The organism is Actinoplanes sandaracinus (assembly GCF_030009775.1).
Classification (GTDB): Bacteria; Actinomycetota; Actinomycetes; order Mycobacteriales; family Micromonosporaceae; genus Actinoplanes; species Actinoplanes sandaracinus.
The window spans coordinates 145,846-171,440 of sequence record NZ_JASCTH010000002.1; the positions used below are offsets into that span (position 1 = coordinate 145,846).

The 25,595-nt window shown below is 71.8% G+C and carries 23 protein-coding genes; 6 read left to right on the forward strand and 17 right to left on the reverse strand.

Annotated features, from left to right (window positions below; genetic code table 11):
- The 6 genes from trmD to proS form a co-directional block, all read right to left on the reverse strand.
- Entirely contained in the window at window positions 1–765 is a 765-nt protein-coding gene (gene trmD / locus QLQ12_RS03315; protein ID WP_282757026.1) for a tRNA (guanosine(37)-N1)-methyltransferase TrmD, read from the reverse strand.
- Window positions 762–1,328: a ribosome maturation factor RimM gene (gene rimM / locus QLQ12_RS03320; protein ID WP_282757335.1), complete on the reverse strand. Its 567-nt coding sequence runs from the start codon at window positions 1,326–1,328 to the stop codon at window positions 762–764. Before rimM ends, trmD begins: the two co-directional genes overlap by 4 nt.
- A gap of 48 nt (window positions 1,329–1,376) precedes the next feature.
- On the reverse strand, window positions 1,377–1,634 hold the full coding sequence (locus QLQ12_RS03325) for an RNA-binding protein (protein ID WP_111651360.1): 258 nt from the start codon (window positions 1,632–1,634) through the stop codon (window positions 1,377–1,379).
- Entirely contained in the window at window positions 1,612–2,127 is a 516-nt protein-coding gene (gene rpsP, locus QLQ12_RS03330) for a 30S ribosomal protein S16 (RefSeq protein ID WP_282757027.1), read from the reverse strand. Before rpsP ends, QLQ12_RS03325 begins: the two co-directional genes overlap by 23 nt.
- A gap of 173 nt (window positions 2,128–2,300) precedes the next feature.
- Window positions 2,301–2,954 (reverse strand): DUF402 domain-containing protein, encoded by a 654-nt coding sequence (locus tag QLQ12_RS03335; RefSeq protein ID WP_282757028.1) that lies wholly within the window; start codon window positions 2,952–2,954, stop codon window positions 2,301–2,303.
- 2 nt (window positions 2,955–2,956) lie between these two features.
- Complete coding sequence (proS, locus tag QLQ12_RS03340; protein WP_282757029.1) at window positions 2,957–4,363, reverse strand: proline--tRNA ligase; 1,407 nt, start codon at window positions 4,361–4,363, stop codon at window positions 2,957–2,959.
- Between the two features lie 77 nt (window positions 4,364–4,440).
- On the opposite strand from proS, the gene QLQ12_RS03345 reads away from it, so the two are divergent.
- Both QLQ12_RS03345 and QLQ12_RS03350 read left to right on the forward strand, forming a co-directional pair.
- A complete protein-coding gene (locus QLQ12_RS03345; protein ID WP_282757030.1) occupies window positions 4,441–4,956 on the forward strand; it encodes a SigE family RNA polymerase sigma factor in 516 nt (171 codons plus the stop codon).
- Window positions 4,946–6,427, forward strand: coding sequence for an outer membrane protein assembly factor BamB family protein (locus QLQ12_RS03350; RefSeq protein ID WP_282757031.1), 1,482 nt, complete (start codon window positions 4,946–4,948; stop codon window positions 6,425–6,427). Before QLQ12_RS03345 ends, QLQ12_RS03350 begins: the two co-directional genes overlap by 11 nt.
- 5 nt (window positions 6,428–6,432) lie before the next feature.
- On the opposite strand, the gene QLQ12_RS03355 is transcribed toward QLQ12_RS03350, so the two are convergent.
- The 4 genes from QLQ12_RS03355 to QLQ12_RS03370 all read right to left on the reverse strand — a co-directional run bounded on the left by QLQ12_RS03355 (window position 6,433) and on the right by QLQ12_RS03370 (window position 10,041).
- Window positions 6,433–7,509, reverse strand: a complete 1,077-nt coding sequence (locus QLQ12_RS03355) for an amidohydrolase family protein (protein WP_282757032.1) — start codon at window positions 7,507–7,509, stop codon at window positions 6,433–6,435.
- 17 nt (window positions 7,510–7,526) lie between these two features.
- Window positions 7,527–8,111: a Uma2 family endonuclease gene (locus tag QLQ12_RS03360; RefSeq protein ID WP_282757033.1), complete on the reverse strand. Its 585-nt coding sequence runs from the start codon at window positions 8,109–8,111 to the stop codon at window positions 7,527–7,529.
- A gap of 80 nt (window positions 8,112–8,191) precedes the next feature.
- On the reverse strand, window positions 8,192–9,745 hold the full coding sequence (ffh, locus tag QLQ12_RS03365) for a signal recognition particle protein (RefSeq protein WP_282757034.1): 1,554 nt from the start codon (window positions 9,743–9,745) through the stop codon (window positions 8,192–8,194).
- A gap of 65 nt (window positions 9,746–9,810) precedes the next feature.
- Window positions 9,811–10,041, reverse strand: a complete 231-nt coding sequence (locus QLQ12_RS03370) for a hypothetical protein (RefSeq protein WP_282757035.1) — start codon at window positions 10,039–10,041, stop codon at window positions 9,811–9,813.
- 227 nt (window positions 10,042–10,268) lie between these two features.
- On the opposite strand from QLQ12_RS03370, the gene QLQ12_RS03375 reads away from it, so the two are divergent.
- Together QLQ12_RS03375 and QLQ12_RS03380 are read left to right on the forward strand one after the other, a co-directional pair.
- The gene (locus QLQ12_RS03375; RefSeq protein WP_282757036.1) at window positions 10,269–12,026 is read left to right on the forward strand and encodes a stealth family protein; all 1,758 of its coding nucleotides are present in this window, start codon (window positions 10,269–10,271) and stop codon (window positions 12,024–12,026) included.
- A gap of 32 nt (window positions 12,027–12,058) precedes the next feature.
- Entirely contained in the window at window positions 12,059–13,321 is a 1,263-nt protein-coding gene (locus tag QLQ12_RS03380) for a nucleotide sugar dehydrogenase (protein ID WP_282757037.1), read from the forward strand.
- A gap of 182 nt (window positions 13,322–13,503) precedes the next feature.
- On the opposite strand, the gene QLQ12_RS03385 is transcribed toward QLQ12_RS03380, so the two are convergent.
- From QLQ12_RS03385 to QLQ12_RS03405, 5 genes are read right to left on the reverse strand one after another with little or no spacing between them, the layout of a single operon-like run.
- Window positions 13,504–13,893, reverse strand: a complete 390-nt coding sequence (locus QLQ12_RS03385; RefSeq protein WP_282757038.1) for a GtrA family protein — start codon at window positions 13,891–13,893, stop codon at window positions 13,504–13,506.
- A complete protein-coding gene (locus tag QLQ12_RS03390) occupies window positions 13,880–14,845 on the reverse strand; it encodes a glycosyltransferase family 2 protein (protein WP_282757039.1) in 966 nt (321 codons plus the stop codon). The genes QLQ12_RS03385 and QLQ12_RS03390 overlap by 14 nt, the downstream gene beginning before the upstream one ends.
- Window positions 14,846–14,868: 23 nt before the next feature.
- On the reverse strand, window positions 14,869–16,437 hold the full coding sequence (locus QLQ12_RS03395) for a hypothetical protein (protein WP_282757040.1): 1,569 nt from the start codon (window positions 16,435–16,437) through the stop codon (window positions 14,869–14,871).
- A complete protein-coding gene (locus tag QLQ12_RS03400; RefSeq protein ID WP_282757041.1) occupies window positions 16,434–17,060 on the reverse strand; it encodes a hypothetical protein in 627 nt (208 codons plus the stop codon). The genes QLQ12_RS03395 and QLQ12_RS03400 overlap by 4 nt, the downstream gene beginning before the upstream one ends.
- A gap of 3 nt (window positions 17,061–17,063) precedes the next feature.
- Window positions 17,064–19,241, reverse strand: coding sequence for a glycosyltransferase (locus tag QLQ12_RS03405; protein WP_282757042.1), 2,178 nt, complete (start codon window positions 19,239–19,241; stop codon window positions 17,064–17,066).
- 84 nt (window positions 19,242–19,325) lie between these two features.
- Here QLQ12_RS03405 and QLQ12_RS03410 point away from each other — a divergent pair, with 84 nt between their 5' ends.
- Together QLQ12_RS03410 and QLQ12_RS03415 are read left to right on the forward strand one after the other, a co-directional pair.
- The gene (locus QLQ12_RS03410) at window positions 19,326–21,842 is read left to right on the forward strand and encodes a glycosyltransferase family A protein (RefSeq protein WP_282757043.1); all 2,517 of its coding nucleotides are present in this window, start codon (window positions 19,326–19,328) and stop codon (window positions 21,840–21,842) included.
- Between the two features lie 150 nt (window positions 21,843–21,992).
- Window positions 21,993–22,463, forward strand: coding sequence for a CAP domain-containing protein (locus QLQ12_RS03415; RefSeq protein ID WP_282757044.1), 471 nt, complete (start codon window positions 21,993–21,995; stop codon window positions 22,461–22,463).
- Window positions 22,464–22,565: 102 nt separating this feature from the next.
- Here the strand turns inward: QLQ12_RS03415 and QLQ12_RS03420 are convergent, their stop codons facing one another.
- Window positions 22,566–24,551, reverse strand: coding sequence for an acyltransferase family protein (locus tag QLQ12_RS03420; RefSeq protein ID WP_282757045.1), 1,986 nt, complete (start codon window positions 24,549–24,551; stop codon window positions 22,566–22,568).
- Entirely contained in the window at window positions 24,551–25,585 is a 1,035-nt protein-coding gene (locus QLQ12_RS03425) for an O-methyltransferase (protein ID WP_282757046.1), read from the reverse strand. The genes QLQ12_RS03420 and QLQ12_RS03425 overlap by 1 nt, the downstream gene beginning before the upstream one ends.
- Window positions 25,586–25,595 lie beyond the last annotated feature (10 nt).

The following is a 25,595-nucleotide window of genomic DNA, read 5'->3' on the forward strand; positions in this document are numbered from 1 at the left end:
CTACTCTGCCACACGCGGAGGCGGGGTCGGTAATCCGGCCTCGGCCAGCGCCTTCCGGTCCTTCTTGTCGAGGTGCTCCGGCGGATAGGAGGCGTACAGATCGGGGCGGCGGGCCGCGGTGCGCAGCAGACTCTGCTCGCGGCGCCAGCGGGCGATCCGGCCGTGATCGCCGGAGCGCAGCACCTCAGGCACCTCGCGACCGCGCCACGACTGCGGTTTCGTGTAGACCGGGGCCTCCAGCAGGCCGGCCGCGTGCGACTCCTCGGTGAGCGAGTCGGCGTTGCCGAGCACCCCGGGCAGCAGCCGGGTGACCGCCTCCAGGATCACGATGACCGCGACCTCGCCACCGAACAGCACATAGTCGCCGAGGGACACCTCACGCACCGGCATCCGGTCCGCGGCGTCGTCGATCACCCGCTGGTCGATGCCCTCGTAACGGCCGCAGGCGAAGATCAGGTGATCCAGGCCGGCGAGCTCGTGGGCGTCCGCCTGGGCGAACGGCTTCCCCACCGGCGAGGGTACGACCAGAGTCGCCCCCGCGGCCGCGACCGCGTCCAGGGCCTGGCCCCACGGTTCCGGGCGCATCACCATGCCGGGGCCGCCGCCGTACGGGGAGTCGTCCACCGTCCGGTGCACGTCGTGCGTCCAGGTGCGCAGGTCGTGCACGGTGAGATCGAGTGTCCCGGTGGTCCGCGCCTTGCCGATGAGCGAGAGCTCCAGCGGCGCGAAGTAATCCGGGAAGATCGAGATGATGTCGACCTTCACAGATCGAGGAGGCCTTCCGGGAGGTCGACGACGATCCGGCCGCCGGGCAGATCCACCGTCGGGACCATCGCGGTCACGAACGGGATCAGGGCCGTCCCGCCATCGGTCTTCTTCAGCACGATCAGATCGGACGCGGGAGCGTGGTCGATCCGCTGCACCGTGCCGTACTCCACACCCTGCAGAGACTCCACCCGAAGCCCGATGAGTTGGTGGTCGTTGAACTCCTCCGGGTCCTCCGGCGGAGCCACGTCAGCGCTGTCCACCTGAAGGAACACGCCCTTGAGCGCCTCGGCGACATTGCGGTCGTGGATGCCCTCGAAGACGGCGATGCCGCGACCCTGATGCCAGCGGATCGACTCGAGGACGAGTTGTTCGGGAACCTTGAAACGAGCACCGGGTTCGGGCGCGGCCGCCGGGCCGGCGCTCACCCGGCGGTCCCTGGGGACCTCCGTGGTGAACACCGACCCGGCGGTGAAGCGTTCCTCGGGCTCGTCGGTCCGCACGACCACCGTGACCTCGCCACGGATGCCGTGCGGTTTACCGATCTGGCCGACGACGAGCAGCACTCAAACTCCCCTTGCAGTACGGCGAAGCCGATTAGGAAGCTCAGGTCAGTACGCGTCGACGATGTCGACCCGGATGCCACGACCGCCGATCGACCCGATCACCTGACGCAGGGCCTTGGCCGTCCGCCCGCCGCGCCCGATGACCGTTCCCAGGTCCTCCGGGTGCACACGGACCTCGAGCCGCTTACCGCGGCGCGAGTCGACCAGACGAACCCGGACGTCGTCCGGGTTGTCGACGATGCCCTTGACGAGGTGCTCCAGCGCGGGCCGGAGCGCCCCGTCAGCTTGCGTCGGCGCCGGCACCGGCCGGGTCCTGTGCAGTCTCGGCAACGGCCTCACGGTTCGGCTCCGCCGGGTCGGCGGCCTTGGTGTCGGCCGGGCGAGCCTCGGCGACCTCCGGAGCGGCAGCCTTCTTGCTCTGCTTGCTCTGGGTGGCCGGCTTGGTCTCGTTCAGACCCAGGGCAGCCTTGGCCTCGGCCTCGTAGACCTCGGTCTTGTTCTGCTTGCTCGGCGCCACCAGCAGGGGCGGCGGGGCCGGCAGGCCCTTGAACTTCTGCCAGTCGCCGGTCTTCTCCAGGATGCGCTGCACCGGCTCGGACGGCTGGGCGCCGACGGAGAGCCAGTACTGGACGCGCTCGGACTTGACCTCGATCACCGAGGGGTGTTCCTTCGGCTGGTAGATGCCGACGTACTCGATGGCGCGACCGTCGCGCTTGGTGCGCGAGTCGGCGACGACGATGCGGTACTGCGGGTTGCGGATCTTGCCCATCCGCAGGAGCCGGATCTTAACGGCCACGGTGTTTTCGCTCCTGATGACTGCGTGGGTGAGCCGACCGGAGCCCACGTGGGGATTGCGGGACCGATGGTTCGTGGACTGGCATCGCGATCAGGGGTTAGAGGGCGCCTGACGCATGCCGGATACCAGCATGCCATTCTGCCAGACGACAGCCGGTGGATGACAATCGACCCCTAGTGACGAGCGACAACCGGACGGTCCCAGCCCGAGGGCAGTTCGGCCGGGGTGGGCCAGGTGGGGTCCGGGTGGAAATCCGTCCACGTGCCGTCGAACGGGAACTCCCCCGCCTCGATCCGCTTGATCACCCGGCGGCCCTCGGCCCACACCGCGGCCTCGTCGGGCACCCAGTAGAGGTCCGGGAAGGCCAGGCGCTCGGCGAACTCGTCCTCGTCCTTCCAGCGCCAGACCCGGCCGGCGGTCGCCACGACGTCGAGGTCCTGGTCGATCACGTCGATGCCGGCGGCGTCACCGTCGTCCCAGCGGACCGCGGACTCCTCCAGGTTCACGTAGTACTCGGTGAAGGAGCCCTCGTCGTCGCGGAAGAACCAGACCGAATGGTTCTCGCCGGGCGGGAAGAACCGCAGCACGCCCGGTCCACGCCACTGAGCCGGCCGGACCGCGCGCGGAGCGGCCATCCAGTCGGCGAACGGGAAGTCCCGCGAGAAACGGCCGTCCAGCGTCGTCTCGACCGCGATCGCCGAACCGCGGGCCACCCAGATGAGCAGCCCACGGTCGTCGTCGGAGATCACCCGGCCGGGATGCACGAAGGCGATCCGGCCGAGGTGGGTGTCACGGTGCAGGATCAGGCGACCGGGTTCGAACCGCACGGTCAGTACGAACGGCCCAGGTAGGCGATCAGATCCGGTTCGGAGTCCGACTCCGGCATCGAGCCGTCCTCGCGGGTGAGGCAGCGGACCGTGACGGCCTTGCCGTTCGCCTCCTTCTCACCGGCCTCGCCGATCGCCGACCACGGCGCCCGGGCCCAGCCGGTCTGCGACGCCTCGATCGCCTCACCGAGCGTCTTCACGTCGACCGTGCGCTCCACCCGGAACGCCAGCGCGTCGTCGTACAGCCGCTGCTGGTCGGCCTCGAGGGCGGCGACCACCGCGTTCGTCACCTCGGCCAGGGCGATCGGCGACTTGGTGCCGTCGATCCGGCGGGCCACCACGGCGTTGCCGTTGGCCAGGTCACGCGGACCGACCTCGATCCGGATCGGGATGCCCTGCAACTCCGCGTCGACCGCGCGGCGGCCGAACGGGATGTCGGCACGGTCGTCGAGCTTCACCCGTACACCAGCGGCTTTGAGGTCCTCGGTGAGCGTGGCCGCCGCCTCGGCGACGCCCTCGCCCGCCTTGACCACCATGACCTGGACCTGGATCGGCGCGAGGCGCGGCGGAAGCCGCAGGCCGTTGTCGTCGCCGTGCACCATGATCAGACCGCCGATCATGCGGGTCGAGGTGCCCCACGAGGTGGTCCAGGCGTGCTCGACGGTGCGCTCCGCCGACGAGTACGTGATGTCGAACGCCTTCGCGAAGTTCTGGCCGAGCTCGTGCGAGGTGCCCATCTGCAGCGCCTTGCCGTCGCGCATCATGGCCTCGACGGTCATCGTGTTGGTGGCGCCGGCGAAACGCTCGCCCTTGGTCTTGCGGCCCGGCACCACCGGGATGGCCAGGAAGTCCTCCATGAACGCCTGGTAGACGTTGCGGTGGATGTCGCGGGCGTGCTCGCGCGCGTCGGCCTCGGTGGCGTGTGCGGTGTGGCCCTCCTGCCAGAGGAACTCGGTGGTGCGCAGGAAGGTCCGCGGACGCAGCTCCCAGCGGACCACGTTGGCCCACTGGTTCAGCAGCAGGGGCAGGTCACGGTACGAGTCGACCCACTTGGCCATGAACTCGCCGATCACCGTCTCGCTGGTGGGGCGCACCACCAGCGGCTCGGCGAGCTCCTTACCGCCGGCGTGGGTGACGACGGCCAGCTCGGGCGAGAAGCCCTCGACGTGGTCGGCCTCGCGGCGCAGGTAGTTCTCCGGGATGAAGAGCGGGAAGTACGCGTTCTGCACACCGGCCTGCTTGATGCGGGCGTCCATGTCGGCCTGCATGCGCTCCCAGATGGCGTAGCCGACCGGCCGGATCACCATCGTCCCGCGCACCGGGCCGTTGTCGGCGAGTTGCGCCTTGGCGATGAGGTCCTGGTACCAGCGGGGGAAATCCTCCGCACGGGGAGTGAGCACGCGAGCCATGAGGCGACATCTTAGTCGTGGCCATCGTGCAACCAGCCGGGCGGGCGGACCGTGTCTCTCTCTGGAAAGGCGGTGCGATGAGCAGAGCTGACGACTTCGACGGGTTCTACCGGGACACGTCCCGGCGCCTGTTGCGGTACGCGTACGGGCTCACCGGAGACCCCGGTGAAGCGCAAGACCTCGTCCAGGAGGCTTATGCGAGGGCTTGGCAGCGGTGGCGGAGGCTGTCCGGCTACCAGGATCCGGAGGCCTGGCTGAGGTTGGTGGTGCAACGGCTCTCCACCGATCGCTGGCGGCGGCTGCAGTTGTGGCGTTCCCGTGCCGAGGGCGAACGACCGCCGGCGCCCGCCCCACCCCCGTCCGAGGACCTGGTGCTGATCGTCGCGGCGATGCGAACGCTGTCCGCGAAGTACCGGCACGCCGTCGTCCTGCACTACCTGCTGGATCGATCGGTGGCCGAGATCGCCGCGGAGACCGGCGCCTCCAGCGGCACGGTCAAGTCATGGCTGTCCCGCGGGCGCGCCGCACTCGCGGCAGCAGTCGGCGGCATTGAGGCCGCACCCCTCCCGGAAGGAGCCCGCAGTGCCGGTTGACCTCGATGAACTTCTCTCCTCCATGCACCGGCAGGCGGACGCGATCCCGCTCGGATCACCCGAGCAGGCACGCCGCCGTGGCCGGCGACGCAGCCAGGCCCGGGCCATGGTGTCGGTCGCCGCCGCCGTGACGCTGGCCGCGGCCGGCCTCAGCGTCACCACTTGGCGCGACGGGCACAGCCGGCAGACCACGCCACCGGCCGCGACCGGGGGTCAGCTGCCTTCGGTCGGCGCGCCGATCGCCGGCCCGATCTCGTACCCGGAGCAGGGCTTCCCCTCCTTCGCCGCGATCGACGGCGAACGGGCCTACGCGGCCTGGGCCGACAAGGACGGTATGCGGATTCTGGGGGCCGACGCGCGAACCGGTGCGGCAACGTGGCCCGCCCAGAAGCCCACCGGATCCGGCGAATTCGGGGGTTTCCAGGCCGTCGCCGGGATGGTGATGGTCAGCCTCGAACACAACGACGGAACCGACCCGGACCGCACCGAGTACGGCTTCGACGGCGTCACCGGGGCCCAGCGCTGGAGTCAGCCCTTCGACGTGGCGGACGACACCCTCTTCTCCGACCGGGTGTACGTGCACATGGTGGCGGCGACCGGCCAGACCGAAGGGTTCGACGTGCACAGCGGCGCGAAGCTCTGGAAGCAACCGGCCGGATCCGACCGCCCGGTGTCCAGTGCGGTGCTGTACACGCCCGCCGACGAGCAACGCGCCACCCAGTACGGGCTGCCGTCCGCGGCGTCCACCGACCGCTTCGCGCAGGTGACCAGGAGCGGCAAGGTCCAGGTACGCCGGATGTCGACAGGCGAACTGGTGCAGAGCCTCCCCGCCGACGTCAAGGCCGACACGACGTTCAGTGACCTGACCGTTTACGACGGCTGGGCGTACTTCGTCGAGTCTGGCCCCGCCAAGGGCACCGACCAGTACGGAACCCGCAATACGCTGTCGCGGGTGCACGCCGTCGACCTGTCGGGCGGCACCGCCACGTCGGTCGTCCATGAGATCGGGCCGGGTATCCGCACCGTCGCCGATCTGACTCCCTGCGGGCCCGGCCGGGTCTGCGTGCTAGAGCAGGACGGCGACGAGCCGCCGACCGTCGCCGCCGTCGACGTGCAAAAGCGCCGCCGGCTGTGGCGGACTCCCGCGCCGGACGGGTCGGCGTGGCTCTCCTCGCTGGGCGGGCGGACGTTGGTGTCCGGCGACGAGGGGGCCGCCTTCTACGACGAGAACGGCCGGGAGACCTTCCGGCATGCCGGCCAGGTGGGCTGGCTGGACTCCGGTCACCTGCTCATGGTGATGGCGCCGGCAGGGGAAGGTCAGGCCACCCGGATGGTCAAGGTCACAGCGGCGACCGATGCCCGCACCGTGCTCGGCGAGACCCCGGCGATCACCGGCCGGTGCGGTTTCACCGCCGAACGCCTCGCCTGCGCGACCAAGGACGGTCTGGAGATGTGGGACCTGACCGGCTGACGAACTCAGCGGATGACGCGGCCTCGCAGGACGATCCTTCGGGGCGCCCGGACCACCCGTAGGTCGGCTCGAGGGTCGGCGTCGTAGACCACCAGGTCGGCGAGGCCGCCCTCGACCAGACCGGGGAAGCCCAGCCACTCCCGCGCCCTCCACGAGGCGGCGGCCAGCACGTCGATCGCCGGGATCCCGGCCTCGTGCAGGTAGAGCATCTCCTCGGCGGCCAGGCCGTGCCGGATGCCGCCGCCCGCGTCGGTCCCGACATAGATCGGCACGCCGGCCTCGTGCGCGGCCAGCACCACCGAGGGGAAACGGTCCCGCAGCGCGATCATGTGGTCGGCGTAGCCGTCGAACTTCCCGCGCGCGTTGTCGGCGATCTTGCCGAACGTCCGGATGTTGATCATCGTGGGGACCAGGGCGGTCTGCCGTCGCGCCATCTCGTCGATCAGGTCCAGCGTCAGCCCGGTGCCGTGCTCGACCGAGTCCACACCGGCCTTCACCATGACCTCCACGCCCTCCTCGGAGAACGTGTGCACCGCGGCCCGCGCCCCGGCGGCGTGCGCGGCCTCGACGGCGGCCTTCATGGTCGCGGCGTCCCAGCTCGGCGCCAGGTCACCCACCGACCGGTCGATCCAGTCGCCGACCAGCTTCACCCAGCCGGTGCCCGCTTTCGCCTGCGCGGTGACGGCGGCGGCGACCTCGTCACCGGCCACCTCGACCCCGATGTCCCGCAGATAGCGGCGGGGCGCGGCCACATGCCGCCCGGCGCGCGCCAGGCGCGGAACTCCGGACTCGTCGTCCAACTCGGGGTACGGAAACGGCGAGCCGGCGTCCCGAAGAGCCAGCACACCCGCATCCCGGTCGATCACGGCCAGCTCACGGGCCTGATCGACGCTCTCGATCGGTTTCGCCCCGAAGGCGATCCCCAGGTGGCAGTGCGCGTCGACGAGCCCCGGCAGGACGAACCCGCCGTCACTGATCGTCTCGGCCCCGGCCACCGGCTCGAAGGTGACCCGATCCCCCACCAGCCACAGGTCCCGGACCTCACCGTCCGGCAGAACCGTCCCGCGCACATGAAACGCCATGCACCACTACTACAGGATCAAGAGTCGCCCTGGGCAGCGAGGTATTTGTCACGGAGTTTGGTCAGCGCCGGCAGATCGATGGTGATCGGGTAGGGCACATCCGTGTTGAACACCTTGCTGGTGTCGACGACGACCTCGTAGGCCCCTGTGCGGCCGGGGTGGAACACCGTCAGGGTCACGCCGCTCTCCACCGTCGGGTCGACCACCCAGTAGTGGCTCACCCCTGCCTCCGCATAGACCTTGGCCTTCGCATGCATGTCCCTGAAGTGGGACGTCGGCGAGATGATCTCGATGACCAGGATCGCCCGATCGATGGGAGCCGGACTTTTCATGACGACGCTGTCGTGCACCACCACGACGTCCGGTCGTGGCTCGTTTCGGCGATCGACCTCCATCGAGTAGTCGGTCACCGGGCTGTAGCCCTCGGGGCAGGCCTGCTCCAGCGCCACCGCGATTTTGATGCCGAGAATCTGATGCAATCCGATAGGGGACGGCAAGATCAGCCTTCCGTCGATCAACTCATAGTTGAGATCCGACGGAAGGCTGGCCAGGTCGTCGACGGTCCAGTCCTGCTTGTCCGGCAGGCGCAGGGCAGCGGTCATGAGGTCCTCCTCGCTGGGATCGACACCCACGATACTAGCCCCCTGACTACTAGCGCAACGCCACTAGCCCCTTGACTATTCTAGCGGTCCTCGTCCTTGGGCTTGCTCAGCTTGTTGAAGTCGAGTTTCGGCAGCTTGAAACCGCCCGGCATGCCGCCGCCACCCAGGGCGTTCGGGTCGAGGCCCGGGGGCAGCTGGGGCATGCCACCGGGGAAACCGGCAGGCATGCCACCGGGACGGCCCCCGACGCGGGGACGGTTGCCGCCCTTGGTGCCCTTGCGCTTGTTCTTCGAGCTCTTCGTCGCGCTCCGGCGGGCGCCCGGCAGGCCCATCATGCCGGTCATCTGCTTCATCATCTTCTGCGCGTCGGTGAAGCGGTTGAGCAGCTGGTTGACGTCCATCACGGTGACGCCGGAGCCGTTCGCGATACGCAGCCGGCGGGAGCCGTTGATGATCTTCGGGTTGGTGCGCTCGCCCGGGGTCATCGAGCGGATGATCGCGGTGACCCGGTCGAAGTGGCTGTCGTCGAGGTCGTCGAGCTGGCCCTTGAGCTGGCCCATGCCGGGCATCATGCCGAGGATGTTGGCGATCGGGCCCATCTTGCGGACCGCGATCAGCTGGTCCAGGAAGTCCTCCAGCGTGAACTGCTCGCCACCGAGCAGCTTGCTGGCCATCTTCTCCTTCTGGTCATCGTCGAAGGCGCTCTCGGCCTGCTCGATGAGGGTCAGAAGGTCGCCCATGTCAAGGATCCGGCCGGCCATCCGGTCGGGGTGGAAGACGTCGAAGTCCTCCAGTTTCTCGCCGGTGGAGGCGAACAGGATGGGCTGGCCGGTGACGTGCCGGACGGAGAGCGCGGCACCGCCGCGGGCGTCACCGTCGAGCTTGGAGAGGACCACACCGGTGATGCCGACGCCGTCGCGGAACGCCTCGGCGGTGCGCACCGCGTCCTGGCCGACCATGGCGTCGATGACGAAGATGACCTCGTCGGGGTCGACCGCGGCACGGATGTCGGCGGCCTGCTGCATCATCTCGGCGTCGATGCCGAGGCGGCCGGCGGTGTCGACGATGACGATGTCCTTCGCCGCCCGCTTGGCGTGCTCGATCGAGTCGCGGGCGACCTTGACCGGGTCGCCGACGCCGTTGCCGGGCTCGGGAGCGTAGACGTCGACCCCGGCCCGGCCGGCGAGCACCTGGAGCTGGTTGACCGCGTTGGGGCGCTGCAGGTCACAGGCGACCAGGAGCGGCTGGTGGCCCTGGTTCTTGAGCCAGCGGGAGAGCTTGCCGGCGAGCGTGGTCTTACCGGAGCCCTGGAGACCGGCCAGCATGATGACGGTCGGCGGCTGCTTGGCGAACTGCAGGCGCCGGCCCTCGCCGCCGAGGATCTCGATGAGCTCCTCGTTGACGATCTTGATGATCTGCTGGGCCGGGTTGAGGGCCTGGGAGACCTCGGCGCCCCGGGCCCGCTCCTTCAGGCTGGCGATGAACGCCTTCACCACCGGCAACGCGACGTCGGCCTCCAGCAGCGCGAGACGGATCTCCCGCGCGGTGGCGTCGATGTCGGCATCAGTGAGCTTGCCCTTGCCGCGGAGCTTGCCGAAGATCCCGGATAGGCGGTCACTCAAAGTGTCAAACACGGTGCGACATCCCGTTGGTCGAAAGTGTTGGCGTCAGCGCCAAGCCTAGCCGCACGGTCGCATCCTCACCTGTTCCGCATGCGGTAGGTGCGTGCGGCCGCCTCGATACGGCGCTGAGCCCGGGTGCCGGGGGCGAGGGAACTCTTCGCCTTCGAGTAGAGGTAAAGGCCGCCGCCGACCACCAGCGCGCCCACGATCAGATAGAAGAGGAACGGGCCGAGCAGCGAGCTGAACACCCAGCCCACCGCCACCACGCCCGCGATCACTGCCACCAGGAATGCGATTGCCTTGCCCATCGCCGGCCTCCCGCCGTCGTCGCATCGTCGCGCCCTCCACCATGCCTGTCCCGCGCAAGGGCCGCATCGGCTGAGTCCCCCATCCGTTCCCCTAGGGGTGATGTCGGCACGATGACGCGCCTGACCGGCACTAAAGCCGTATAACGCAGTTAGAGGGCATAGACCGCAACTTCGTTCTTTGCCGGGGCGTTGATACCTCGGCGGATGTGCGGCGAAAGGACGACGGCGTGACGCTGCGACAGGTCCTACGGCTGGCCCCCTGGCCGGTGCGCCGGCGGCTCTTCGAGACGGTCGAGGCACGAGTCCTGCCCCGTGTGGCCCCGGAGCGGCGGCTGCGGATCGCCCGTACCTTCATGCCGCTCGGCCCGGCCCGGCCCGGCCGCCCGGACGCCACCACGCTGCGCGTACGCACCACCGCCGGGGTCCTGACCGCCCGCGTCGACCCCGCCGCCTCACCCGCCGAGATCCGCCGCAGCAACCTGGACCGGGTCGTCCGGGCCCTGGACGAGGCCGGGGTCGACTGGTTCCGGGTGCCGACCCGGTCGCCCGTCCGCACCGCCGTGGCCGTGGCCGAGTCCGGCCGCGACGAGGTTCTGCGACTGCTCCGCAAGCTGGTCACCACCGATCACGGATCGCTGCGCGTGGTCCGCCCGGAACGCCGCCGCCGTACCGCCGAGGTGGTGGCGGTGTGCTGGCCGGTGACCGACCCGGGCGGCAGCCTGGTGCTCGGCCACGACCTGGCCTGCGAGGTCGAGTTCTGGCGCGAGCGGGACGGCCGTCTGATCTCGCCGCGCCGCAACCCGGTGGCCGACTCGATCCCGGTCGCCGAGCCGGTCACGGTCGCCGCCGAGCCGGTCTTCGGGGCCTTCAGCGCTCCGGACGAGGTGACCGCGTACCGAACCCGGCGGGTGTTCACGACGGTGGACCCGGACCGGATCGACTTCCCCGTCGACGTGGTCTACACCTGGGTGGACGGCGAGGACCCGGAGTGGCGGCGGCGCAAGGCCCGGGCGCTCGCCGAGAACACCTGGGTCGGTGCCGGCAGCCGGCAGGCCGCCAACGACTCCCGCTACGTCAGTCGCGACGAACTGCGCTACTCGCTGCGCGCCCTGCACTGCTTCGCCCCGTGGGTGCGCCGGGTGTTCCTGGTCACCGACGACCAGGTGCCGGCCTGGCTGGACCAGTCCCACCCGAGGCTCACCGTGGTCAGCCATCGGGAGATCTTCGGCGACACCGGGCGGCTGCCGACCTTCAACTCGCAGGCGATCGAGTCGCGGCTGCACCGGATCCCCGGGCTGGCCGAGCACTTCCTCTACCTGAACGACGACGTGATCCTGGGCCGGCCGGTCACCCCGGATCTGTTCTTCACCCCGGGCGGGCTGACCAAGTTCTTCGCCTCGGCGGCCCGGGTGGACACCGCGCCACGCGGCCCCGCCGACCGTCCGGCCGACTCGGCCGCCAAGAACAACCGCCGGCTGATCCAGGAGACGTTCGGCCGGACGCTGACCCGGAAGATGATGCACACCCCGCACCCGTCGCGGCGCGGCGTCATCGCCGAGATCGAGGAGCGGTTCTTCGAGCAGGTCACGGCCACCGCCGGGCACCAGTTCCGGCATCCGGACGACATCTCGCTGCTCTCGTCGCTCCAGCAGTACTACGCCTACCTCACCGGACGGGCCGCGCCCGGGAGGATCCGCTACCTCTACACCGACCTGGCCCAGCCGGCGACGCCGTTGCGGCTGGCCAGGCTGCTGCGCGGACGCAACGTCGACGCGTTCTGCCTGAACGACGTGGACGTGCACAGCGCGGCGGTCGCCGACCAGGAGGCACTGGTCGCCGAGTTCCTTCCGGCCTATCTGCCGTTCACCTCCCCGTTCGAGCTGCAGCACCGGAGCGTCCGCGCGATCGCGGCGCCCCGGCAGCCGAACCCCGAGCGGGACGACCGGCCGGTCCCGCCCGATGTGGCGCTGCCGCCCGTCGCCTGACCGGCGGATTCCTCGCGAGAAGGAGACCTTCCTTGAGTTACGACGTCGTCATTCTCGGACTCGGGTACGTCGGCCTGCCACTGGCGCGGCAGGCGATCCGGGCCGGCATGTCGGTTCTCGGCTTCGACATCAACGAGCCCGTGGTCCGTTCCCTCGCCGACGGCCGCTCCCACGTGGACGATCTCAGCGACGCCGACGTGGCGGACATGCTGGCCGCCGGCTTCCTCCCGACCTCCGAGGAGTCGCTGATCGGGCAGGCGCGGACCGCGGTGATCTGCGTGCCCACGCCGCTGGCCGAGGGCGACGGGCCCGACCTGCGGGCGGTGCTCGGCGCCACCTCGGCGATCGGGCGCAACCTGCGGCCCGGCATGCTCGTGGTGCTGGAGTCCACCACCTATCCGGGCACCACCGACGAGGAGGTGCGGCCCCGGCTGGAGCAGCTCTCCGGGCTCACCGCCGGCATCGACTTCCACCTGGCCTTCTCGCCGGAGCGGATCGACCCGGGCAACCAGGTGTACGGCGCGCACAACACCCCGAAGGTGGTCGGCGGCTACACCCCGGCGTGCACGGACACGGCCGAGAAGTTCTACGGCCGGTTCGTCGAGACGGTGGTGCGGACCCGGTCTACCCGCGAGGCGGAGACCGCGAAACTGCTGGAGAACACGTACCGGCACGTGAACATCGCACTGGTCAACGAGATGGCCCGGTTCTGCCACGAGCTCGACATCGACCTCTGGGACGTGATCCACGCGGCGTCCACGAAGCCGTTCGGCTTCCAGGCCTTCTACCCCGGGCCGGGCGTCGGCGGGCACTGCATCCCGATCGACCCGAACTACCTGAGCCACAACGTGCGCAGCAAGCTCGGCTACCCGTTCCGGTTCGTGGAGCTGGCCCAGGAGATCAACACCACGATGCCGGCGTACGTGGCCCGCCGCGCGCAGAACCTGCTGAACGCGGACGGCCAGGCGGTCCGCGGCGCGACGGTGCTGCTGCTCGGCATCACCTATAAGGCGAACATCGCCGACCAGCGTGAGTCCCCGGCCGCGCCGCTGGCCCGGCACCTGGCCGCGCTCGGCGCCACGGTCGCCTATCACGACCCGCACGTGACGACCTGGGACCTCGACGGCGTCCCGGTCTCCCGCACCGACGACCTGGAAGGGGCCGCCGCCAGCGCCGATCTGGTCATCCTGGTGCAGAACCACCGCAGCTACGACCCGGACCACCTGGCCCGCATCGCGAAGCGCTTCTTCGACACCCGCGGCGTCACCACCGTCCGCGAGGCGCACCGCCTCTAAAGGCACCCATCTTGTACGGCCGGCAGGGAGCACCGTGGGGGGGGGGGGGGCGGGGGGGGGGGGGGGCCCCCGGGGCGGGGTGGGCGAAACAACAAGGCCGGGCCGGGGGGCCTCGCGGGGCGGCCGGGGCGCGGCCCGGCCCCCCCCCCCACGGTGCTCGGGTAGCCGTACCGTCAGAGGCTTTAAGCCCGAGCGAAGGTCCACCGGGAGTTGAGCAGATAGTTGACCACCGGGATCAGCAGGATGGCCACGCCCTGGACGGCGGCGTAGGGGCCGTCGAGGAGGTCCGCGCCGATCCAGAGGACTGCCGTGTTGAGGGCCAGGGCCGCCGCCGTGACCGTGAGAAAACGTGGGCCGGTGATCGAGTGTCCGGCGTCGGCGCGGAAGACCCAGGCGCGTTGCAGCAGGTAGGAGACGGCGACGCTGGCGGCGAAGCCGGTCGTGGAGGCCGGGACCGCCGGCAGGCCGAGCCAGGCGGAAGCGGCCAGGCCAACGGTGAAATGGGTGAGTGCGCTCAGCCCGCCACTGATGCCGTAACGGGCTAATCGGGTCAGATCGTCAGCGCTCGGCACGCTGCTCGACCACCCAGCGCTCGGGAACCGCGGTCTCGGCCCGCTCCTGGACCAGGTAGCGCGGCCGCCCCCGGACCTCCTCGTGGATGCGGGCCAGGTACTCGCCGATCACGCCGAGGCCGATCAGCACGAACGTGCCCGTCACCAGCAGCAGCAATATGACGGTGGTGAAGCCGGCGACCGAGCCGCCGGAGATCCAGCGGATCAGCGTCTGCACGCCGAGGACCGCCGCGAACACCGCGAACGCCAGTCCGACCAGGGTGACCAGGTGCAGCGGGGCCGAGGTGAACGAGGTCAGGCCGTTGACCGCGAGCCGTGCCAGGCCGCGCGGCGTCCAGCGGGACGCGCCGCCCTCCCGGTGGTCGATGTCGACCTCGACGGTGGCCCGGGTGAAGCCGATCCAGCTGCTGGTGCCGCGGAAGAACGAGGAGTGCTCGGGCATCCGCCGCAGCGCGTCCACGGCCGGGCGGCCGAGCAGCCGGAAGTCGGTGGCGTCGACCAGGTCCACGTGGGTGAGCCGGGTGAACGCCCGGTTGAAGAGGCGGGAGCCGAGCCGGTTGCCGAGCGACTGCCCGGTCCGGTTGCGTTTGACGGCTTCGACCACGTGGGCGCCCTCCTGCCAGCGCCGCACCATCGCCGGGATGGCGGACGGCGGGTGCTGGAGATCCGAGTCGATCACCACGACGGCGTCGCCGGCCGCGTGTTCGAGCCCGGCCAGCAGAGCCGCCTCCTTGCCGAAGTTGCGGGACAGCCGCAGGCCGCGCACCCGCGGGTCGAGGAGCGCCTGCTGGGCGATGCGGGACCAGGAGTCGTCGGCGGAGCCGTCGTCGACCAGGACCAGCTCGTAGTCGATCGAGGCCGCGCCGAGCACCTCGCCGAGCCGGGCCACGAACCGTTCGACGCCGGGGCCCTCGTTGTAGATCGGCGCGACCACCGAGATCAGCGGGCTCACCGGACTCACCGGATTGATCGGGTTCATCGGGCCGCCCGGTCGCAGAACGGGACGCCGGCGAGGGTGCGGGCCGCCACGTCCAGCGAGTCGGCGTAGCGCTCCTGCAGGAACGGCTTGCCGCGATAGGACTGGATCGCCTCGTCGAGCAGCGCGCACCGGCGGGCGTTGCCGGGCCGGCCGCGCTCGAAGGAGCCCATCGCGGCGGCGATCCGGTTGTCCATCTGGGCGGCCTTACCGGCGGCGGTGGCGGCGGCGTAGGCGCGGTTCGCGGTCGCCGAGACGGCCCCGCAGAGGATCAGGGCGGCCAGCGCCGCGACGGCCGCCCGACGGCCGCCGAGCAGCGCCAGCGCGACGGCCAGGAGCATTCCGCCGGGCACGGTCAGCGCGGAGTCACGCCAGCCCTGCTCCCACAACTCCGCGCCGCTCATCGCGGCGCGGACGGCCACGCTGAGCGTGGCCAGCAGCGCGCCGCAGGCGAGCACCACCACGGCGAGGGCGGCCAGGCCCGCGAGCGACCGCCGGTCCGGGCGCGCGGTCTTCGGCAGGACCCGGAGGGTACGCACGGCGAGCGCCCCGATCAGCAGGATCGCCACCACCGGGATGACTCCGCGCAGCCAGGGTCCGGTCGCCGTCCCGGTGGCCGCCCGCCACTGCAGCGGCGGCAGCCAGGCCACCATCCGGACCGGCAGCAGCAGGATCGACCGGCCGTCCACGATCAGGTCGGAGCCCTGGTAACAGCCGCCGCCGGCGCAGAACCCCCGGATGATCCACCGGACCGCGGCGAAGACCGGCAGGAACCCGGCCCAGAGCAGGGCGGCGAACCGGGCGCCGGGCGAGGTGAGCAACTGCCGGGGGTTCAGACCGAGGACGAACCGGCCGCGCAGCAGCACGGCGGCGGTGGCCAGCGGCACGGCGAAGTAGGCGGGCTCGTTGAAGATCGCCAGGCCGGCGCCGGCGGTGACCGCGAGCACCCCGTTCCACCAGCGCAGCCGGTCGAGCCGGCAGGCCGCGGCGGCGACCAGCAGGACCAGCGCGGCGGTGCTGAAGTAGAGGCCTCCGAACAGGACCGTGGTGCTGTCCTGGCCGGAGGCGATGAAGCCGGCGCCGACCGCGTACGGCAGCAGCAGCCCCACCGCCGACGGTGTCCCGCCGATCATCCGGCCCCGGTTCAGCACGCTCTCCGCGAAGACGACCACGGCCAGGGTGAGCAGGATCGCCGCGCCGATCGAGACGGCCCGCAGCGTGACCGTGGCGGGCAGTCCGAGCTGCTGCATGCCGGTGAAGGCGAGCAGGTCGAGGGACTTCTCCAGCATCCGGCCGAGCGGGCGGAAGTTGCCGAGCCGCAGGTAGGCGTCGCCGCTGGCGATGGTGTGCGAGACGATCGCGCCCGGGTCGCCGCGGAACATGCCGCCGTGCCAGTAGACGTTGAACCGGTGATCCCGGGAGGGCGCCACGGCCAGCAGCGGGGTCAGCACCACGAGCGGCACCAGGAGGCAGCGCCGGGCCACGTGTCCCCACAGCCGGGGTGCTTCCGGCCTCTCCCGAGCGGCCGGCAGCTCTGTCGCCGGAATCATCACCGTTTGGGCCGTCATGACTGCTGCAACGACGTCCGGGCCGGCGGGGTTGTGTCCAGCATCTCCGGCAGCGTCGGCGGCCGGTCCGGGTCGACGAAGACCACGTGCGTCGCGTCGTGCTCGGCGTAGAGGCGCGACAGCCGCTGGGAGAGCACCACGTCCCACGGCTGATCCGGGCGGTGCCGCTCCCAGGTGACGCGGTCCGGCAGGTACTCCAGGATCAGGCCGGCCTTGCGCAGCAGCGAGAACTCCGGATTGTCGGTCAGCACCACGGCCCGGTGGTCGAGTTCCACGACCACCCGCCGCCGGACCGTCAGCACGAACTCCCGCAGCTCCGGCAGGTCCAGGCCGATCGCCACGTAGAGACGGGCCGGCAGAGGGCGCTTCGCCGCCCTGCGGCGCGGCGGCACGTCGACCGGACGACGGCGGATCCGGCGCACCAGCCGCAACGGCTCACGGGCCAGCGTCGCCAGGCCGTTCCCGAGCCGGTACGAGCGGCTGCCCCGCAACCGCCGGGCGGCCTCCCGCTCCCGGTCCCGTTCGGTCGCCAGGCCGTCGCACCGTGACCGCCAGGCGTCCCGCTCCTGCTCGATCGTGCGCAGCCGGACCACCAGGGACTGCATCTCGCCTTCGTCAGGCATCGGTCACGTTCCCGTTCTCGCGTGAACAAAGGCCGCCAGCCAGTCGGCGGCGTCCGTGGCCCCGTTGCCGAGGGCCACCTCGGCGCAGCGGCGGCTCAGCGACTCGCGTACGTCCGCCCGCACCGCCCGGGCCAGCACCCGGTCCAGGTCGTCGCCGTCCGGGTCCTCGACGATCAGGGCGGCGCCCGCGGCCGCGGCGAAACGGGCCCGGCTGACCTGGTCGTCCAGGGCGGTCTCCCGGTTGGGCACGAAGACGGCCGGGATCCCGAAGGCGATCAGCTCATGGAACGAGTTGTAACCCGCCGCGCTCACCACCAGGTCGAAACCGCGCAGGTATCGACTGATCGGGTAGACCCGCACCAGGTGCGCGCCGTCGACCGGGGGCATCGGCTCGGTGGCGATCGCCGACTCGGCCAGCACCACCTGGAAGCCCGCGTCCCGCAGGCGCCGGGCGATCCGGGCCACCGGCGACGAGATGTCGTTGATGTTCCCGGCGCCGAGCTGCAGCAGAGCGGCCGGGTGGCCGGGTTCGAGTTCCAGGACGGCCCGGGCGGCCTCCGGCTCGGCCAGTTCGGCGGCGTCCAGATAGGTGATCGGCCGGACGGTGTGCACGCCGCCCCGGTCGGCCACGGTCGGCCCCTCGTCGGCGGCGGCCGCGAACTCGCCGGGTTCCAGGATGTGATGGAAGGCGGCCCGCCGCTCGATCCACTCGGCGCCGGTGTCCCGCCGCCACATCGGCCGGCGCACCCACACCCAAGTGGCTCCGGGCCGCGATCGCGCGGCGGCGACGATGCCGTCGTGCGGGACGCTATCCACCGCCACCACGGCCGGGCGGTGCAGGTCGATCAGATGCTCCAGGCGGCTGCGCAGCAGCTCCGACCAGGCCTGCCGGGGCAGGTTCAGCACGCTGCGGGACGGGATGTACTCGGTGAGGAAGCCCTCCCGGTGGGCGACCATCGCCCCGTGCGACTGGGTGGCGACCACGGACGGGACACCCCCGGGCAGCCGCCGGCCGATCGCCATCAGCCGGGACAGGTGCCCCAGCCCGACACCGTTGTCGCTGACCAGCAGCACCGTGCCGGTCTCCACCGGGCGCGGCGCCGTCAGTGCCGGCTGCGGCGGGGCGCCGGGACGCACGCCGCGGTCGGCGAGCCGGATCAGGTGGGACGGGTAGCCGTACCGGGACTCGATGAACTCCCGCCCGCGCAGGCAGATCGACCGGTACCGTTCCCGGTCCGCGTACAACTCCCGGACCAGCGGAACCACGCCCTCGGGGGTGGTGTAGAGCGCGGCGTCGGCGAACAGCGGCCGGAAATGCTCGCCGACGATCACCGGCACACCGGCGGCCATCGCCTCCATGATGGTCCGGCCGAACGCCTCGATCAGGTCCGGGTCGTGGAAGTAGACGAAGAAGTCGATCCCGCGCAGGAACTCGGCCGGCTCGCACGTACCGAACTCGATGATCTCCCAGTTCGCCGGTCTGCGGCCGAGCCGTTCGACGGCCAGTTCACCGCCGCCGAGGACGCGGACTCTGATGTCGGGGGCGTCCGGGTACGCCTGGAGCAACTCCGCCCGGGTCCGCGGCCACTTCACCGGGTCGGGCCGGCCGTGCCGCCCGATCACCGGCACCGATCCGAGCTTCGAGTGGTCCGACCACCACTGCGACCCGTCGATGATCTCGTGCCAGTCGGCGCCGGTCAGCACCGCGCCCGGTTCGGCGCGGAGCACCTCGGCGCGGACCTGCGGGCTGATCGGCGCCCACTCGATGCCGGCCCCGAACAGGCCCTCCACCCGCTTGCGGACCTCGGCGAAGTCGTAGTAGCGGGCCGGGTCCCCGGCATCACCGGGAGCCTGGTTGAGGACCATCACGGCACGGCCGGCCCGCACCGGCGGCGGCGACGCCGGGTCCTCGGTGAAGATCCGCGGCTGCCGGACCACCAGCAGCTTCGCGGCCACCTCCTCGCCCTCGGCGGCCAGATAGGCCGACCCGTCCCGGATCAGCCCGGTGATCAGCGGATGGAACGGCCGCTCCTTCTTCAGGTGCGGCGAGCGCACGTGCACGAGCACGGTGGTCAGGCCGGCGCGAGCCTGGGCACGGACCTCCGCGGCGATGCTGGCCGAAGTGCCTCCCGGGTACCGGAAGTCGGAGAGGATCGCCACGTCGTGGACGGTCGCGGTCATGGTCGGGTCAACGAGGCGTGCGTACCCGGCGTCACGCACCCCACCCCCGGCGCGTTGATCGGAGCGAGAAGACTGAGGGGGGCAATGCGCAGGCAGCACACGACACCGGACGCGTACGGCACGGACCTGCTGGAACGGCACTGGCGGGACCTGTCCGCGGTGGCGCCCACCGGTCCCGCCGCCGCGGCCCTGCACACCCGGTCGGCGGCGGCCCGGACACTGCTCGCCTACGCCGCGGCCCGCCGCCCGGCCGACGAACTGGTCGCCGCCGCCCGCGAGGGCCGGCTCTTCCCCGACGCCGACGCGTGGGCGCTGGGAGAGCTCGCCCGGGTGGTCGCGTTGCAGGACCTCTACCCCGGTGACCGGGCCGACGGGCTGGCTCTGTTCGACTCGCTGCTGCGCACCTTCGGCCCGTCCGGGGTCGCACCCGCCCACCAGGGTCTGCACGCGCAGATCGCGTTCGCCGCCGGCGACCCGGTCCGGGTGGCGAAGCTGCTCGCCGACTACCCGGAGGTGCCCGGCCCGATCCGGGAGGCTCTGGTCGTCGACCTGGCCACCAAGGACGAGTGGCCGGGCCGCTTCACCGCCCTCTTTCCGGCGCCCGGCCTCGCCCTGGACGCCTCCTCCGAGGAGGCGACCAGCTTCGACCGGATCCGGTCGCGGCCCGCGTCCCGGCACGGCTCGGCACACCGGATCACCACGATCGTCACCACCTACCGCCCGGGACCGGAACTGATCACCGCGGTCCGTTCGCTCGTCGCGCAGAGCTGGACCAATCACGAGATCCTCGTCGTCGACGACGGCTCCGGCCCCGCCCACGAGCCGGTCCTGGCCCGGGCGGCCGCACTCGACCCGCGGGTGCGGATCGTCCGCCTCGGTTCCAACGGCGGCACCTACCGGGCCCGCAACGCCGGACTCGACCTGGCCAGCGGCGAGTTCGTCACCTTCCAGGACTCCGACGACTGGTCACACCCGCTGCGCCTGCAGCGCCAGGTCGCCCCGCTGCTCACCGAACCGGCCCTGGTGGCGACCACGTCGGCGGCGATCCGGGTCACCGAGGACCTGGTGGTGACCCGGCCCGGCTTCGGCGAGTTCCGGTCGTACAACCTGTCGTCGCTGATGATCCGCCGCGAGACCGTCCTCGAACGGCTCGGCTATCTCGACCCGGTCCGCAAGGGGGCCGACGCCGAATATGTGGAACGGGCCCGGGCGGTCTTCGGGCGGCCCGCCGTGCGGCACCTCGGCAGCGAACCGCTCGCCCTGGTGCGGCTCACCGCCGGCTCGCTGTCCAGCGCCGACATCGGGCCCGGCTGGATGCATCCGGCGCGGCACGCGTACCTCTCGGCGTTCCAGGCCTGGCACGCCCGGGTCGCCGCCGCCCAGGAGACCGCGGTACGCCCGCGCGCCCCGCGGCAGCGGCCGTTCGCCGCGCCCCGGGCCCTGGCCGGCGAGGCCGGGCAGCGGCGCACCACCTACGACGTGATCCTGGCCGGTGACTGGAACACCCACGGCGACACCTCCTGGCCGGTCGCCGAACGCGTCCGCGCTCTCACCGAGCCCGGCCGCGCGGTGGCGATCCTGCATCTCGACACGCTGGCCAACGTCGCCGGGCGGCCCGCGAAACTGGACCCGGCCCTGCAGCAGATGATCAACGCTCGGGTGGTGGACCAGGTCGTCCTCGCCGACGAGGTGCACGCCCGGCTGATCCTGGTGCACGGTCCCGCGGTCCTCGGGTTCGCCCCCGGCACCGCGTCGGCGATCCGCGGCTCCCGTGTGGTGATCGAAGCCGACCCGGCGTGGACTCCGGCCGCCGCGCACTGCGCCGCCGAGGCGCGCCGCCTGTTCGGCGTCGAACCGCACTGGGCGCCCACCGATCCGGCCTGCCGCGACCAGCTCGCCGCCGGCCCGTTCGGGTCCCGCCTCACCGCCACCGACCTGCCCGGCAGCGTCAACCTGCGGCGCTGGCGCCTGCACCGCTCCGGCCCGCGCGCCGACCGTCCGGTGATCGGCCGCATCTGCACCGGTGGCGCGGGCGAATGGCACCGCCTGCGCACGGCCCTCCCGGTGTCCACCCGCCGCGCCGGCGCCCCGGAGTCCGGCCGCGCCGGCCTGGACGTGCGGGTCCTCGACCTGAACCGCCCACCCCAGGCGGTCCCGCACGGCTGGCTCGTCTACCAGCGGCCCGACGTGGACACCCGCGGCTTCCTGCACCAGCTCGACTTCTACGTGCACCTGCCCGCCGACGAGCGGGCCGCGCCGGTCAGCCCGGAGGTCCTGATCGCGATGGCGGCCGGCTGCATCCCGGTCCTTCCGCACCACCACGCCCCGGCGTTCGGTCCGGCCGCGGTCTACGCCACCCCGGAGGACGTCGCCGCCACCGTCGAACGCCTCCACCGCGACCCGGCGGCCCTGCTCGCCCAGAGCGAGCGCGGCCTGGCCTTCGCCCAGACCCGCCACCCGCACACCCGCTACGCGGCCGCGGTGACAACCCTCCTCGAGCAGCCGCCGCCCACCCCCTCCACCGGCGATCTTGTGGAACTGCCCGATAACGGTGCGCCTCAACTCAGCGAGATCGCGGCTGGCGGAGGTGGCGGCGAGTAGTGGGGGTGGGTAGGTAGCGGGGGTGGCAACTTGATGGTGACTGGAGCGCACCTGGTTGGCATTCCAGTGGCCTGAGGGCGGGCCGAAGAGAACGGTGAGCCCGGCGATGCAGCCGGGCGCCGATCTTCGGAAGGGCTCCTCTTGCGCTCGATGTTCCGCCGTCTCGCTCTGGCCGCCCTCGCCCCCGCCGCCCTCGGCGCGATGTTCGTCGCGTCGCCGGCCGAGGCCGCGGTCGTGCCGGTGGCGAGCCTGCAGGCCGACATCGCCAAGCTGACCAACGTCCAGCGTAAGGCGAAGGGCTGCGGCGCCGTCGCCGTCAACGCCAAGCTCACCGTGGCCGCCCGCCAGCACAGCGCGTGGATGGCGAAGACCGGCAAGTTCAGCCACACCGGCAGTGCCGGGTCGTCGTTCGTGACCCGGATCAAGGCCGCCGGCTACACCAAGCCCGCCTCGGAGAACATCGCGTGGGGTTACCGCACGGCGAACGAGGTGGTCAACGCCTGGATGAAGAGCCCGGGACACCGCGCCAACATCCTCAACTGCAAGGCGAAGACCGTCGGCGTCGGCGCGGTGTACTCCGCGAACGGCACCGGCTACTTCACCCAGAACTTCGGTTACTGACCGATTCGAGCATGGGCCGGAGCCCCCTTCCGGCCCGGGCGGGGGCCCCCCCCCCCGCGCCGCGGGGCCGCCCCCGCCCCCCCCCCCCGGGGCGCGCTCTTTTCATCTCCAGGGTTGCGGCAGCCGGGGCTCCAGCAGAGGAGCGACGAGCCGGGCGTACGCCTCCGTCAGGTGATTGCTGTCGCGGTAGATGAGGGTGTTCCCGACCACCAGCGGGCAGCGGGCGGCACACAGCCAGGACACCGGATCGATCACGGGTATCCCGGCCGCGACGGCGGTGGCCCGTTCGATCTCCCGCCACCGTGGTTCGGGCAGCACGTCGGCTCGCGGGGCCGCGCATCCGGAGATGTCGTCGGCTCTGGTGCTGAGGCAGTCGGCGGGCGCCACGGTGAGGAACGGCGTGTCGGCGAGCACGGCCACCTGGGTGGCGGCGCGTTTGAGGGCGGGCAGGGTGCGCACCCAGCCGGTCTGCCAGACCGCGTCGGGGTCGGCGGGCCGTCCGGCCAGGACCTGGCGGTAGTTGACGCTGGACGAGACGACCACCAGGTCGGGCCGCAGCTGTGCGATCCGGGCCATCACCTGGGTCCGCCAGTCGTCGCATTCGACGTAACGGCTGCGGGCCCGGCGCTCGTCCAGGGCGACGTCGGCAGGGCTGCACGAGCTGCGGGTGAAGCTGTAGAGCCGCCAGCCGTTCTTCCGGGCGATGGCCTCCATGGTGGGGAACCACTGCAGGGCGTGCGAGTCGCCGAAGAGGACGGCGGTGCGCCGTCCGGTCGTGTACGAGCAGTCGCTCCGGGGACGGAACGGGCCGGTCAGGCCGACGTGGCAGCCGTCGAGCTGGGGCGCCAGCCGCTGCCGGGCCGCGTCCTCCAGGGTGGGGTCGAGGTTGCGGGGCAGGCCGGTGGGAGTGGTCGCGGTGGCGAGCATCCGCTTCATGGTGCCGGCCGGGTTCCCGGCGGCGGCGATGGCCCGGCCGGCGTCGGGGGCGGTGCCGTGGGCGGGGATCCGCGGCGGGTGGTGGATGCCGAGCGCGGCGAGGACGGCGGCGGAGGCGGACAGGCCGAGCCCGAGAAGAAGGCCACGGCGTGGGCGTACGGTCCAAGCACGATGATGCCGCACCGGGTTCTCCAGCAGGTGGTGGCTGACCACGGCGAGCCCCAGCGCGGCGACGGCGGCCGCGATCCGGGCGGCCAGGCTGGCGGGGGCGACGAGCAGCACCGGCCAGTGCCAGAGGTACCACCCGTAGGACATCCGGCCGAGCCAGCGCATCGGCCCGGTCTCCAGGAGCGGGTTGCCGTGCGCGGCGATGACCGCGACCGTCCCGAGCACCGGCAGCAGCGCCGCCACCCCCGGGAACGGGGTCGCCTCGTCATAGACGAACGCTCCCGTGACGACGGCCGCCAGACCGGCCCAGCCGAGCCACGGACGGCGCTTGATCACCAGGAAGGAGAGCAGCGCCCCGGCGCCGAGCTCCCAGGCCCGGCCCAGGGTCCCGAAGTAGGACATCTGGGTGACCGACCAGGTGAACGAGGCGATCGTGACGGCCACCATCAGGTGCGGGGCGAACCGGCCCCGGGCCACGAGCAGTGGCCACAGCAGATAGAACTGCTCCTCGACCGCCAGCGACCAGAAGTGCTGGAACGGTGACGGCGCCGGATCTCCGAAGTAGTCGGTGCCGCCCGCGTCGAGGCGCAGGTTCATCGTGTAGGTGGCGGCGGCCAGGGCGTCTCGGGCGAAGTCCGGGAACCGCAGCGGCGGCGCCAGGAACCAGGCCCCGGCCAGGCTCACCACGATGACCAAGGTGGCGACGGGCAGCAGCCGGACGGCCCGCCGGGCGTAGAACCGGGCCAGGCCGATCCGCCCGGTCGAGTCCATCTCCCGCCGCAGCAGCGTGGTGATCAGGAACCCGGAGACGACGAAGAACACGTCGACGCCGAGGAACCCGCCAGACATGCCGGGCACGCCCACGTGGGCCAGGACGACCAGCAGCACCGCGACGGCGCGGAGCCCTTCGATGTCGCCCCGGTACACCGGCCGCGCCGCGCCCCGGGCCGGCCTGCTCCGGCGCCGGGGCAGCGTGACGGTCATCAGGCGCGGGCGGTGGCCATCGCCGGCGGGCGTACGAACGCCAGCACCGCGTGCCGGCCCAGCAGCTCACCCTCGCGGGTCAGCCCCTCGTACCGCTCGGTCCAGGCGGCCATGGCGGCCTGCTCGTCGCTGCGCCCGGCGTCGTCGAACACGATGGTGGCCCGGTCCGCGAGACGCTTCTCGATCATGTGCATGGCCGGGTAGCGGGCGTCCGCGCCGGTCGACGCGGGCGGCCCGTCGATCAGCACGAAGTCGATGTCGTGCAGGTCGGCCAGGACCTCCGGGTCGTACCACGGGTAGTCACGGCCCTCGATGCCGACCGGGGTGAGCGGCGCGTCCCGTACCTCCGCGACCCCGGACAGGCCGTGAGCGGCGAGGGCCGCCCGGGTGCGCCCGGCGTAGCCGGCGTCGTGGTCCAGCGAGATCAGCCGGCCGCCGGACTGCTCCAGGGCGTAGGCGATCCACACCGAGGAGGTGCCGCTGCCCAGTTCCAGCACGAGGCGCGGCTGCCGGGTACGGACCAGGTGCAGCAGCTCCAGCAGGTCGGTCGGGTTGAGCGCGTAGTCGCCGGACGACGGCATCGGGGCGCGCGGTGTGAAGCCCTGGAAGAGCTGCATGGTGGCCTCGAACTCGCGGGGCAGGGCGAGAAGCTGCGAGGCGGCGGCCTTGCGATCGGTGATCTGCTTGACCCGGGCGATCGCGTCGGCCAGTTCGAGGTGGCGGTCGCCGGCGGTGAGCCGTTCCCGCTCGACGGCCGCGACCAGGCGCCGCTGCATCTCCTCGACCGTGGTCCGCAGGTCGCGCTGGGCGGCGAGCCCGGCCTTCTGCACCTTGGCGAGGCGCCGGTACAGCAGCATCAGCCCGGCCAGGATGATGCCGCCGAGCAGGGCGAGCAGAGCGGTGGCGACTCCGGTGTGCCCGGTGAGCGCGGTCGCCGCGGCGCCGGCGCAGAGGACGCCGGCGGCCGACATCGCCACGGCCTGCAAACCGGTCAGGCGCGGCAGCCGGCGGCGGATTCGGCTCAGTGTGCTCATGCGGATACTC